The sequence below is a fragment of the Glutamicibacter sp. 0426 genome (assembly GCF_001906485.1).
Classification (GTDB): Bacteria; Actinomycetota; Actinomycetes; order Actinomycetales; family Micrococcaceae; genus Glutamicibacter; species Glutamicibacter nicotianae.
Genome location: NZ_MPBI01000006.1, coordinates 81,787 through 93,393, shown reverse-complemented (window position 1 = coordinate 93,393; position 11,607 = coordinate 81,787). Strand labels below are relative to the sequence as shown.

General features: G+C 62.2%; 10 protein-coding genes. 6 read left to right on the top strand and 4 right to left on the bottom strand.

Features of this window, described 5'->3' with window-relative positions; genetic code table 11:
- Positions 1–98: 98 nt before the first annotated feature.
- On the top strand, positions 99–1,589 hold the full coding sequence (locus BKX98_RS14525; RefSeq protein ID WP_066141715.1) for a sodium:alanine symporter family protein: 1,491 nt from the start codon (positions 99–101) through the stop codon (positions 1,587–1,589).
- 86 nt (positions 1,590–1,675) lie between these two features.
- Here BKX98_RS14525 and BKX98_RS14520 read toward each other — a convergent pair whose 3' ends face one another.
- On the bottom strand, positions 1,676–2,521 hold the full coding sequence (locus BKX98_RS14520) for a CoA ester lyase (RefSeq protein WP_073707784.1): 846 nt from the start codon (positions 2,519–2,521) through the stop codon (positions 1,676–1,678).
- A gap of 608 nt (positions 2,522–3,129) precedes the next feature.
- Here BKX98_RS14520 and BKX98_RS14515 point away from each other — a divergent pair.
- The gene (locus BKX98_RS14515; protein WP_121867362.1) at positions 3,130–4,611 is read left to right on the top strand and encodes an amino acid permease; all 1,482 of its coding nucleotides are present in this window, start codon (positions 3,130–3,132) and stop codon (positions 4,609–4,611) included.
- A 217-nt stretch (positions 4,612–4,828) separates the two neighbouring features.
- On the opposite strand, the gene BKX98_RS14510 is transcribed toward BKX98_RS14515, so the two are convergent.
- Both BKX98_RS14510 and BKX98_RS14505 read right to left on the bottom strand, forming a co-directional pair.
- Positions 4,829–5,293 (bottom strand): DUF4262 domain-containing protein, encoded by a 465-nt coding sequence (locus tag BKX98_RS14510; protein WP_158024706.1) that lies wholly within the window; start codon positions 5,291–5,293, stop codon positions 4,829–4,831.
- A gap of 167 nt (positions 5,294–5,460) precedes the next feature.
- Complete coding sequence (locus tag BKX98_RS14505; RefSeq protein ID WP_073707782.1) at positions 5,461–6,636, bottom strand: NADP-dependent malic enzyme; 1,176 nt, start codon at positions 6,634–6,636, stop codon at positions 5,461–5,463.
- A gap of 380 nt (positions 6,637–7,016) precedes the next feature.
- Between BKX98_RS14505 and BKX98_RS14500 the strand changes: the two genes are divergently transcribed.
- The 4 genes from BKX98_RS14500 to BKX98_RS14485 all read left to right on the top strand — a co-directional run bounded on the left by BKX98_RS14500 (position 7,017) and on the right by BKX98_RS14485 (position 10,718).
- A complete protein-coding gene (locus BKX98_RS14500) occupies positions 7,017–7,406 on the top strand; it encodes a helix-turn-helix domain-containing protein (RefSeq protein WP_066141726.1) in 390 nt (129 codons plus the stop codon).
- Positions 7,403–8,260 (top strand): hypothetical protein, encoded by an 858-nt coding sequence (locus BKX98_RS14495; RefSeq protein ID WP_073707781.1) that lies wholly within the window; start codon positions 7,403–7,405, stop codon positions 8,258–8,260. The genes BKX98_RS14500 and BKX98_RS14495 overlap by 4 nt, the downstream gene beginning before the upstream one ends.
- A gap of 151 nt (positions 8,261–8,411) precedes the next feature.
- Positions 8,412–9,653 carry a PLP-dependent aminotransferase family protein gene (locus tag BKX98_RS14490; RefSeq protein WP_073707780.1) on the top strand — a complete coding sequence of 414 codons (1,242 nt, stop codon included), beginning with the start codon at positions 8,412–8,414 and terminating at the stop codon, positions 9,651–9,653.
- Between the two features lie 114 nt (positions 9,654–9,767).
- Positions 9,768–10,718, top strand: coding sequence for an intradiol ring-cleavage dioxygenase (locus BKX98_RS14485; protein ID WP_073707779.1), 951 nt, complete (start codon positions 9,768–9,770; stop codon positions 10,716–10,718).
- 108 nt (positions 10,719–10,826) lie between these two features.
- Here the strand turns inward: BKX98_RS14485 and BKX98_RS14480 are convergent, their stop codons facing one another.
- Positions 10,827–11,597, bottom strand: a complete 771-nt coding sequence (locus tag BKX98_RS14480; RefSeq protein WP_073707778.1) for an IclR family transcriptional regulator C-terminal domain-containing protein — start codon at positions 11,595–11,597, stop codon at positions 10,827–10,829.
- Positions 11,598–11,607: the final 10 nt, after the last annotated feature.

The following is an 11,607-nucleotide window of genomic DNA, read 5'->3' as shown; positions in this document are numbered from 1 at the left end:
CTCTCCCGAGTGCCATATGATGGCACTCACATAAGGGAATCGGCTTCTCGCCTGAGACTCTTCATCATCAGTCACTCGCACATAAGGATATTGAATCCATGGACGCTTTGGGCACTCTCTTCGGGGATATCTCTTCCGTCATTTGGGGACCGTTTGTCCTCATCCCGCTGCTTCTGGGCACCGGCCTGTACCTGACCATCCGCTTGGGAGGCCTGCAGTTCTTCAAGCTCGCCGCCGCACTGCGCCTTGGCCTGCTCAAGCGCAAGGACGCTGATGCCGAGGGCGACATCTCGCAGTTCCAGGCACTGACCACCGCGCTGGCCGCTACCGTCGGTACCGGCAACATTGTCGGCGTGGCCACGGCCATCGGCATCGGCGGCCCGGGCGCCCTGTTCTGGATGTGGGTCACCGGCCTGCTCGGCATGGCCTCGAAGTACACCGAGGCCTACCTCGGTGTGCGCTACCGCGGCACTGACGCCGCCGGCGAAAAGTCCGGTGGTCCGCAGTACTACCTCGAACGCGGCATCAAGGGACCCTTCGGCAAGTTCCTGGCATTGTTCTTCGCCATCGCCGCCACCCTGGCCTGCTTCGGCATCGGCAACATGACCCAGGGCAACTCCATCGCCCTGAACCTGGAGAACTCCTTCAGCGTGGCCCCATGGGTCACCGGCGTGGTCCTGACCGTGCTGTCCATCGCGGTGCTGGTTGGCGGCATCAAGTCCATCGGCCGTGTGACCGCTGGCTTCGTTCCGGTGATGATCGTCTTCTACGTGGCCGCAGCGATCTACATCCTGGTCGCCAACGTCGGTGGCATCCCTGCAGCTTTCGCTACCATCTTCACCGATGCCTTCACCGGCACCTCCGCTGTGGGCGGCTTCACCGGCTCGGCCATCATCATCGCCATCCAGTACGGTGTTGCCCGCGGCATCTTCTCCAACGAGTCCGGCATGGGCTCGGCCGCCATCGCCGCCGCGTCGGCGCAGACCACCCACCCGGTTCGCCAGGGCCTGGTCTCCATGACCCAGACCTTCATCGACACCATCATCGTGGTCACCTGCACCGGCCTGGTCATCATCACCACCGGCACCTGGAACCTGATCGACGAGGCCACCGGCGAGCAGATCTCCGCCGCGCTGATGACCGGACAGGCCTTCACCCACGGCCTGCCAGGCGAGTGGGGCCACTGGATCGTGACCATCGGCCTGGTCATGTTCGCCTTCTCCACCATCTTGGGCTGGAGCTACTACGGCGAGCGCAACATCGAGCGCCTGTTCGGCCGCAAGCTGGTCATGCCGTTCCGCGTCGTGTTCTCGCTGGTCGTCTACGTAGGCTGCACCACCGAGCTGACCGCAGTGTGGAACTTCTCGGACATGATGAACGGCCTGATGGCCCTGCCGAACCTGATCGGCCTGCTGCTCCTGTCGGGCATGGTGGCACGCGAAACCCGCTGGTACCTCAAGCATGACCCGAAGCTGGAAGCGAGCAAGGCGCAGATTGAGGACTTCATGATCGATCGTCCCGGCTGGGCCGAGTGGAAGGCCGGCGACGTAGTCGGCTCCTCGCGCAACCGCGGTGCCCACGAGGCATAGGCGCAGCTAGCGAAAAGGACCCGTCCGGCATCTGGTTGAATCCAGATGCCGGACGGGTCCTTTGCTGTTGGAAGAAGGTTAGTACCTTAGGCGTTCCACAAGCCGTAGGAGTCGGCCAGGTCGGCAATCTTCTGGGCACGGGCCAAGCGAGGCAGGTACGAGCCGTCGCCCACCGATGCGCCCGCGGCATGCGCTTCGAGCAGTTCCATGGCCCAGGACAGTTCGTCTTCGCTTGGTGCCAGTGCGGCGTTGATGCCATCAACGTGGTCAACGGACAGGGACAGCTTGCCGGTCATGCCCATGGAAGCGGTAACGCGGGTTTCCTCGGTCACCTTGGCCGCGTGGGCACCTGCTGGCGGTGGCCCGTCGATTGGGCCGGGCAGCTTGCCGACACGCGAAGCGATGACGAGGCGGCCACGTGCGTAGGCCAGGGCCATCGGCTCATCGGAGATGCCGGTGTCCTTGCGGAAGTCGTTGATGCCGAATGCCAGGCGGAAGGTGCCCGGAGCCGAAGCGATCTTCGTTGCATTCTCGATGCCCAAGGCGGTTTCGATCAAGGCCAGTACCGGTGTGCCCGCGCGCAGGCGCATCGCGCTGTAGGTCACTTGTTCAGGCTGCTCGGTCATGGCCAGCATGATTCCGCGCAGGCCGGGGGCACCGGACAATGCGGCAAGGTCATCGGCCCAGAAATCGGTGTCAATGCCGTTGACGCGCACCCAGGCAGTCATGCCATTGGACAGGGCGCGTACCACGTTGTCGCGAGCCTGGATCTTCTGATCATCAGGAACGGCAGCTTCCATATCGAAAATCACCGAGTCCGCTTCACATGCTAGTGAAGGGGCGAAAGTTTCCTCCTTGGCAGCATTGACCAAGAGCCAGGAACGGGACAATTTTGCAGGAAGAGCCGCAGCTCGACGATTTCGGAATGCCATAAGTCCTACACTACTCACTTGCCACGCATAGCTTCCACTGGCCATGTACAGTATTTGCTTCAAGTGAACCGGTTGCCTTGAAATACAACGCAAGAGCAACCGGGTTTCGTGGTGCTCCTGTGCGCCAGCCTGGCTGTTCTGCAGCGAAAAGTGCGCCTGGATTTCGTGGTGATCCTGATGTTCCCCTTTTACTGGATCTGCCGTTTCCGATATCCGACGGCAACGTGCACAAAGCTGGAAATGATCACCGATAATTCTGAATCAGCTAATCAAGCGCATCACGCTAATTCCATTCGCCGGAACCGGAGAAATTCCTTCATGGATATTCGATTGGTTTTCTTCCTTGCCCATTCCTGCCAGCTTTGCGACTGGCCACTTCGATTAATCGCTCCCAAGGGCCAGGCCTGCTCCCCCAGCTATTGTGCGAAGCAGCTTGCAGCATCCTTTGACCCAGGTGCATATAACGAATTTCACAACTGTTAAGCCTGCTCGCGCTCTGCGTTGACGGCCAAATATAGTCGGTCAATGCATCTGCGATAACCTCGTTCTGCGGTCTAGTCCTTCCTCCCAGCGGGCCGTCTCCTTCGAAAAACCGAAGGGATCTGCTCATGAAAGGTGCAGCCGTGGCGAACGATTCCACGCAACTGAAAACCGATTCCTCCGGAACGAAACTTGAGCGCGGCCTGTCCAGCAGGCATATCCAGCTCATGGCGATCTCCGGAGCAGTTGGCACCGGCTTGTTCATGGGCTCCGGCAAGACCATCTCGGCAGCCGGACCATCGGTCATCTTCGTGTACATGATCATCGGCTTCATGCTCTTCTTCGTCATGCGCGCCATGGGCGAAATCCTGCTCAGCAACTTGAACTACAAGACTTTCGCAGATTTTGCCGGAGACCTGCTGGGGCCTTGGGCCGCCTTCTTCACCGGCTGGACCTACTGGTTCTGCTGGGTTGTCACCGGCATTGCCGACGTAGTCGCCATCGCCCAGTACGTCGCCTACTGGTGGTCCGAGATCCCGTTGTGGCTTCCTGCGCTGTGCTGCATCCTGCTATTGGCCGGATTGAATCTGCCAACTGTCAAGGCCTTCGGCGAGACCGAGTTCTGGTTCTCGTTGGTGAAAATCGTCGCCATCCTGGCCTTGATTGTCTGCGGACTGGCCATGATCGCCACCGGTTTCAGCTCGTCAGAGGGAGACACCGCGTCCTTCGTCCACCTCTGGGCGCACGGCGGCATGTTCCCCACCGGTTTCATGGGCTTTGTCGCTGGCTTCCAGATCGCTGTTTTCGCGTTCGTTGGCATTGAATTGGTTGGCACTGCAGCGGCCGAGACCAAGGACCCTGAGAAGAATCTGCCCAAGGCGATCAATTCCATTCCGCTGCGCGTGATCCTGTTCTACGTCGGTGCGTTGACCGTCCTGATGGCCGTCACGCCCTGGTACAAGTTCTCCGCTGATGAATCGCCATTCGTCGGCATGTTCTCGATGGCCGGCTTGGCTGCGGCTGCGGGTCTGGTTAATTTCGTTGTCCTGACGGCGGCGGCTTCCAGCGCCAATTCCGGAATCTACTCCACCTCCCGCATGCTGTACGCCCTGTCCCAAGATGGAGATGCTCCGAAGAAGTTCAGCAAGCTGTCGACCACGCAGGTACCGCGCAATGCGTTGCTGTTCTCCTGCATGTTCCTGCTTGCCGCCGTGGTCCTGCTGTACGCGGGCGACTCGGTGGCCCAGGCGTTCACGTTGGTCACCACGGTGTCTGCGTTGTGCTTCATGTTCGTCTGGTCAATGATCCTGATCAGCTATTTGGCCTTCCGCAAGCGTCGCCCGCACCTGCATGATGCCTCGAAGTTCAAAGTTCCCGGCGGGATGGGAGCCCCATACATGGTGCTCGCCTTCTTCGTCTTCATCCTGTGGGCATTGACCACGCAGGCTGATACGCGCGCCGCGTTGCTGGCTACTCCGCTGTGGTTCCTCGTCGTTGGACTGTCCTACCTCAAGGTGCGCAAGTCCGATAGCCACCAGGCGTTGCGTGCAGCGCATCAGGCAAAAGTTCTCGCTGAAAACGAGGCAGCGGCGATTTACCGGGAAAGCTAGATGCTCCGCAAGAATTTCCTACGACGAATTGCGCTCCAGTACTGAGGCTCGAAACCCTCGGGCATCTGCCGGTACCGTCCAGCATGCGCCGCATGAGGGCCGGACGGACCATCCAATTCAGGCCTTCTGTGCAATTCAAGCATTAGCAAGTCCGACCCAGCACAACAAAAAGCTCATCACGCGCCCAGATATGCACCTCGCGGACTCTTGCTCCAGATCAAGCGACGCGGCGTAGATCCGCGGACAGCGTCTGCGGCTGGATATTGACGAAGTCCAACGGCATCATGCACTGGAGCCTCGAAACTGGGGCCTTACCAATAATCAGACGCGAGATGGGAAGCTCAGGCAATGCGGCCGAAGACTCCTTGAAGGTGAGCTTGCTGAACAAAGACGTACTGTGCTGGCCTTCCGAAAAGACCTGCCCGTGATCAACGACTTGCTCTGCAACATGGGAGAGCAAGGCGAAAACATCATCCCCGTCTCCCCCAACACTGGTGATTTCAGGATGCCCAATCGTGGTCAAGCCCAGCGTGTACCCAATTGCCTGCTGGTGCTTGGCTGAACCGCAGAGCACGATGGCATAGCCTTTCTCCTCTGTTTCATAGGCAGCGACGAGGCTGAGCAGGACCGTGTCGGGCAATGAGCTGCGCACAGTGAGGCGGAAGTCTGTAGGTTCTAGCATGGTGTCCCTCCTGGAATGATTCGGTTCCATCCAGTTTTGCGCTCATTCATCACCCGCAGCAGAATCTTTCGCGATTGTGGATAACTTCGCCCAACGCATCCAGGGGTGCCGGGCACGAAAAAACTGCCTGCAACGGTAGGTTGCAGGCAGCTTTTCGCGTGAAATATCTACTGGTTCTTTTCGGCTTCCGCAGCCACAGCCGCAGCCACGGCAGGCATTACGCGATCGTCGGTTGCCGAAGGAATGATGTAGCCCGGAGCGAGGTCATCGCCGACCAGGTTGGCAATGGCGTGGGCCGCCGCGACCTTCATGCCTTCGGTGATCTTCTTGGCGCCCGAGTCGAGGGCTCCGCGGAAGATGCCTGGGAAGGCCAGCACGTTGTTGATCTGGTTCGGGAAGTCGCTGCGTCCGGTGGCCACCACGGCTGCATACTTCGCGGCGACATCCGGCATGATCTCCGGGGTCGGGTTGGACAGCGCGAAGATGATGGCGTCCTTGTTCATCTTCTCCACCGCAGACTCAGCAAAGGTCGACGAGGAAAGGCCTACCACGACGTCGGCGCCATCCAGGGCCTCGGCCAAGCCGCCCATGACATCTTCGCGGTTGGTGCGCGCCGCCAGGTCGGCCTTGACCGGGTTCAGGTCGTCGCGTTCGCGGTGGATGGTGCCGCGCGAGTCGAGCACGATGACATCATCCACGCCGGCCGAAAGCAGCAGGTTGGTGACGGCGACGCCGGCCGAACCTGCGCCGGAGATGACGACCTTGAGCGAGCTGATGTCGCGGTTGGTCTGGCGGGCCGCACCGATCAGCGCTGCCAGCACCACGACGGCGGTGCCGTGCTGGTCATCGTGCATGACCGGGATGTCCAGGGCCTCGATCAGGCGCTTCTCGATTTCGAAGCAGCGCGGGGCGGAGATGTCTTCCAGATTCACTGCGCCGAAGCTCGGACGCAGGCGGATGACGGTCTCGACGATTTCATCCACATCGGTGGTGTCCAGCACCAGCGGAATCGAATCCAGTCCGCCGAATTCCTTGAACAGCGCGCTCTTGCCTTCCATGACCGGAAGCGAGGCGGCGGCGCCGATATCGCCCAGGCCGAGCACCGCGGTGCCGTCGGAAACCACAGCGACCAGGCGGGAAGCCCAGGTGTGGGTGGCGTGCTTGGCCGGATCATCGGCAATGGCTTGGGACACCTTGGCTACACCCGGGGTGTAGGCAATGGACAGGTCGCGCTTGGTATTCAGCGGCATCTGCGAGGAGACGGAAAGCTTGCCGCCGAGGTGGGCGTCGAAAATCTCTGCGTCGGTGATGGTGGACAGGTCTTTGGTGGATTCAACAGACATTGAATAGCTCTTCTTTCAAGAAAGTTCTGATTGACGAAAACGCAGTACCCACGAAATTGGTGGCAGAGCGTAGGAACGCGCATGACCATTCATCCGACCGCAACGGAGCGTGACCCACAGGCAATTAAGGAGGGTGTCAGGCTTCCATGTACACAATTCCCAATCGGGCTACGCCGGGTGAGGCTGAAGGATCCGTCATGGTGTGCCGGAAGATGGCTGGTCAGTACTTTCTTTAGACCTACGTTTTCCACCATACGGGAACCGTTTGGCGCAATTCAACCCCCTTTCGTCGTATGCGCGTCACAATTCAAGCGCCGCACGTTGCCGAGGCCCAGCGTCATGAGGTGCGGTTCAGGAGCATCTCGGGCAAAATTGGGGCCATGGCATCACCGACTTCAGCACTAGGCAGGGTCCGCACTTTCGAAGCGTTGGATGAGAAGACCACGGTACGATTGCGCCGTGCGTTGGACGAGTCGAATGACACGACAGTATTCGTCAACGGCACTGCCCTGCAGCTGCCCAAGGAAGCCCATCAGGCGCTGATCGAGGTGCTGTCGCGCTTCGCCGATGGCGAGTCGGTCAGCATCGGCACGCCCGAGTTGCTGCTCAATACTTCCCAGGCGGCCCAGATGGCAGGCATCTCCAACAGCTACCTGCGCAAGCTGGCCGATTCCGGGATCATCCCGGTGGAATACCGCGGCACGCATCGCCGCATCCGCCCGAGCGCCATCCAGGCATGGCTGGATTCGCGAGGCGAAACCGGAAAATGAGCAAGCCGGCCGGTTCATCCGCCAGCGCGCCGCAGGAAGTCGCTTGGTGGGATCGCCTGCTGATCCGGGTTCCCGGGTATTCGCTGTTCGCCTGGATGGGCGCCTACGGCATGCACCAGGCAGGCGACATCAGCTTGGGCACCGCCGCGCTGCTCTTTTTCACGCTCGCCCTTCCCCTGCTAGCCGGGTGGCAAATCTTCCAGGTCCTGCGCAGCCGCCGGCGCACCCAGGCGTGGCGCGACGCCCAGCGGATCTCACAAGGCAGGTTGGGCGTTCCCGACCTGTCCGAAATCCGCGCGAGCCTCGACCGGCTCACCAGAACCCGTGCGCTTCGCCCGGAACCGAAAAAGCCGCGTTTCGGCAGCCTGGCGATCTTCCTCATCATTCTCGGGGTGGCAGGGTTGGCCATCGCCGCAGGAATTCTGCTGGCCAAGCTCGGCGTTGCAGGCCTGTCGGCGTTCGCCATGGTCGGCATGCTGCTGGCCGCCATCAGGCCGTTGCAGCTCATGGGGGTGCAGAACCGGGCGCACCGCGCGGTGGTTTCCATTCCCGAAAAGCTCACGGAGATCCGCGAGCTGGTGATGCGCGAACGCCACGCACCCAGCGGGCAGCGCGCCACGCAAGCCGCCGATAGCGCACTGGATGCGTCATTGCTGATCATCGATGCTGCCATCGCCCTGTCCCGGTCCGGATATTTCCGTGCTTCTGCGGACTGCGTCGAGCTGCTGGCCCATTTGGCCACGCAGTGCTGGCTGGCGGGGAGCAAGCCCCGGAATCTTGCGGAGAAACTCCACAATCGCGTGAACGCGGCGCTGGCCCAGCTGGCCATCGAGGAGCGCCATGCCTCGAGCTGAGGCACGGAATCGCGTTGCTGGATGCCCAGGTCTTGCCAAGCCCTGAATTTCCTGCTGGAATACCAAAGTATTCTATTTGAAAACAATTCTTGTGCCGCACCCAGCGCAGGAATCACGCTCCCGCCAGCGGGAGCCCCGGCCGAGGAGAACCATGACCACCGCATCACAATCGCTGACTACTTTGCACGAGTCCCTGCTTTCCGAGCGCGCGGCGGGAATCAAGCAATCTGCGGTGCGCGACGTGTTCGAGCTGTCGCTGGACCCTTCGCTGGTATCCCTGGCCGGAGGCAACCCCTTCCTGCAGCTGCTCCCGCTGGAAAAGATCGGCGAGATGGCCCAGCGCATCATCGTCGAGCAGGGCCCCGAAGCACTGCAGTACGGCTCCGGGCTGGGCACCCCCGAACTGCGTGCGCAGATCATCGACGTCATGGCAGCCGAGGGCATCACCAATGTGGGCATCGAGGATGTCGTGGTCACCAACGGCTCCCAATCGGCCCAGGACATGGCCTGCAAGGTGTTCTGCAATCCCGGCGACACGGTGCTCTGCGAAGACCCGACCTATGTTGGCGCGCTGAACACCTTCGAGGCCTACCAGGTGACCGCCCGCCCGGTGGGCACCGACGAGAACGGGCTGATTCCCGCTGCCCTGCGCGAGCGCATTGCCGAATTGCGCGCGGCCGGCGAGCGCATCAAGTTCCTCTACACCATCCCGAACTTCAACAACCCTTCGGGCATCACGCTGGCTGCCGAGCGCCGCCAGGAAATCGTGGAGATTTGCCGCGAAGCCGGCATCCTGATCCTGGAAGACAATCCGTACGGCATGCTGCGCTACGAGGGCACCCCGGCGCCCACGCTGCGCAGCCTGGATCCGGAGAACGTGATCTACATGGGTTCCTTCTCCAAGATCTTCGCACCGGGCCTGCGCATCGGCTGGGCCGCGGTGCCTACCCACCTGTTCCGCCGCTTCTACCTGGCCGGCGAGGCGGTGGCGCTGTGCCCGCCGACCTTGAACCAGATGATCATCAGTGCCTACCTCAATGAGCATGACTGGAAGGGGCAGATCACCAAGTACAACGACCTGTACCGTTCGCGCCGCGATGCGATGCTCGCCGCCTTGGCCAAGTACCTGCCTGCTGTGGTCACCCACACCCACCCGGAGGGCGGATTCTTCATCTGGCTGACCCTGCCCGAAGGCATCGACACCTACGCGCTGCTCCAGCAGGGCGTGAAGGCAGGGGTCATCTTCATTCCTGGGGCCGCTTTCAGCCCCTCTGGCGAGGCCAGCAACAAGCTGCGCTTGGCGTTCTGCTCGGTCGACGAGGAAACCATCGCCGAGGGCGTGCGCCGGCTCTCGCTGCTGCTTGAGCAGGCCATCGCCTCCAACCAAGGCTAGCGGCCAACCCTTCTCAGAATACCCACAGTGCCTCCTGTGCTGGGCCATGATCCGTCTGCATACGGTAGTGAACACGGCAAACAGCCCCATTTCACCTGGCTCAAGGAGTGCACCATGAATCCCCCACCGCGCTGGTTCGGAAACCGGCCGCTGCCGAGGCCCGAAGAAGATCTCGAGGACCAGGGGCTGTCCTTCGACGTCGGCACCCTGATCGAGCGGCGCAAGGTTCTGGCCGGTGTGGGCGTGGGCACGCTCGCGTTCGCCCTGGCCGCCTGCTCCCCCACCGGCAGCAAGGGCACCGCTTCGTCCTCCACCGCTGCGGAGATCCCTGACGAGACGGCCGGCCCCTACCCGGGCGACGGGTCCAATGGTCCGGACGTGCTGGAGCAAAGCGGAATCGTCCGCAGCGACATCCGTTCCAGCTTCGGCACCAGCACCACCACGGCCGAGGGCATCGAAATGACCCTTGAGCTGAAGATCGTGGACATGGCCAATAACAACCAGCCCTTCGCCGGTGTGGCAGTGTACGTGTGGCACTGCGACCGGTCCGGGGAATACTCCATGTACTCCAGCGGACTGGAAGATGAGAACTACCTGCGCGGGGTCCAGGTGGCCGATGCCGACGGCATCGTACGCTACACCAGCATCTTCCCGGCATGCTATGCCGGACGCTGGCCGCACATCCACTTCGAGGTGTACCCGGATACCGATTCGATCACCGATCACACCACAGCGATCGCCACCTCGCAGGTCGCCTTGCCGCAGGAGACCTGCACCGCGGTGTACGCAACCACCGGCTACGAGCAGTCGGTGAAGAATATGCAGGGGGTGGGCCTGGACTCGGACAATGTCTTTGGCGAGGATTCGGGAGCCGCCCAACTGGCAACCGTCACTGGGAACACCGGCTCCGGCTACACCGTCAGCCTCACGGTCAATGTGGATACGAACACCGAACCTGCCGGTGGCGGGGCTCCGGGAGGCATGCCTCCCGGCAACGCCCCGGCAATGCCTGATGGGCAGCGGCCGGGCAACGCCCCGACAGCTCCGGCACCGTCCGGCTCGTAGCGGTCGTGGGCCGCACCCCATCGTGGTGCAGCGCCACGGTGTGCCTGCCAGCTTGGCCGTAGCGGTGACGGTGCTCCCGTCGCCGCGGCGGCTGAACCGGAGGGATGCTCAGGCCAGCCGGCCGCCGAAGTCGTCTGCGATCGCCGTGGCGGCTTCGCGCAGCTTGGGCAGCAGGATCTGCTTGATGGCCTCGGGGTTGTTGCGCCCGGCCTGGACCGAGATGTTCAGCGCCCCTAGCAGCTGGTTCTTGCGGTAGACCGGCACGGCCAGACCGCGCAACCCCTCGTCGAGTTCCTGGTTGACCAGGGACCAGCCCTGCTCGCGCACCGTGTCCAGTTCCCTGCGCAACGCATCCAGGTCCGCCACCGTATGCTCGGTGTACCGCTGGAGCTGCACGCGCTCCAGGAAGGATTCCTGCTCGGCCTCGGCCAGCTGCGCGATCAGCACGCGTCCCATCGAGGTCGCCCAGGCCGGCAGCCGGTTGCCGATGGACACGTTCATCAAATGCAGGCGCGGCGCGGCGACGCGTTCCACATAGAGGATGTCCTGGCCTTCGAGCACGCACAGGGACGAGGTCTCCTCCAGTTCGTGCGCCAGCGATTGCAGGTGGGCGGTGGCCGCCTGGGGCAGCGTGAGCCCGGAGAGGTAGGAAGCTCCGATGTCCAGCACCCGCGGGGTCTGCCGGAAGGTGCTGCCCTGCGCTTCCAGGTACCCGAGATCTGCCAGGGTGAGCAGGAACCGCCGGGCCGAGGCCCGGGTCTGGTCCGTAGCGGCCGCGACCTGGGAGACCGTCAGCTCGGTGGCGCCGGCATTGAATGCCAGCAGCACGGCCAAGGTCTTTTCGGTGGATTTAACGAAATAATCCGGCCGCTGTTCCACTCGACGGTCC

What these genes read in the sequence shown, in the direction of transcription:
- BKX98_RS14525 (WP_066141715.1), top strand. Translation starts at nt 99, where the DNA reads ATGGACGCTTTGGGCACTCTCTTCGGGGATATCTCTTCCGTCATTTGG.
- BKX98_RS14520 (WP_073707784.1), bottom strand. Translation starts at nt 2,521, where the DNA reads ATGGCATTCCGAAATCGTCGAGCTGCGGCTCTTCCTGCAAAATTGTCC.
- BKX98_RS14515 (WP_121867362.1), top strand. Translation starts at nt 3,130, where the DNA reads ATGAAAGGTGCAGCCGTGGCGAACGATTCCACGCAACTGAAAACCGAT.
- BKX98_RS14510 (WP_158024706.1), bottom strand. Translation starts at nt 5,293, where the DNA reads ATGCTAGAACCTACAGACTTCCGCCTCACTGTGCGCAGCTCATTGCCC.
- BKX98_RS14505 (WP_073707782.1), bottom strand. Translation starts at nt 6,636, where the DNA reads ATGTCTGTTGAATCCACCAAAGACCTGTCCACCATCACCGACGCAGAG.
- BKX98_RS14500 (WP_066141726.1), top strand. Translation starts at nt 7,017, where the DNA reads ATGGCATCACCGACTTCAGCACTAGGCAGGGTCCGCACTTTCGAAGCG.
- BKX98_RS14495 (WP_073707781.1), top strand. Translation starts at nt 7,403, where the DNA reads ATGAGCAAGCCGGCCGGTTCATCCGCCAGCGCGCCGCAGGAAGTCGCT.
- BKX98_RS14490 (WP_073707780.1), top strand. Translation starts at nt 8,412, where the DNA reads ATGACCACCGCATCACAATCGCTGACTACTTTGCACGAGTCCCTGCTT.
- BKX98_RS14485 (WP_073707779.1), top strand. Translation starts at nt 9,768, where the DNA reads ATGAATCCCCCACCGCGCTGGTTCGGAAACCGGCCGCTGCCGAGGCCC.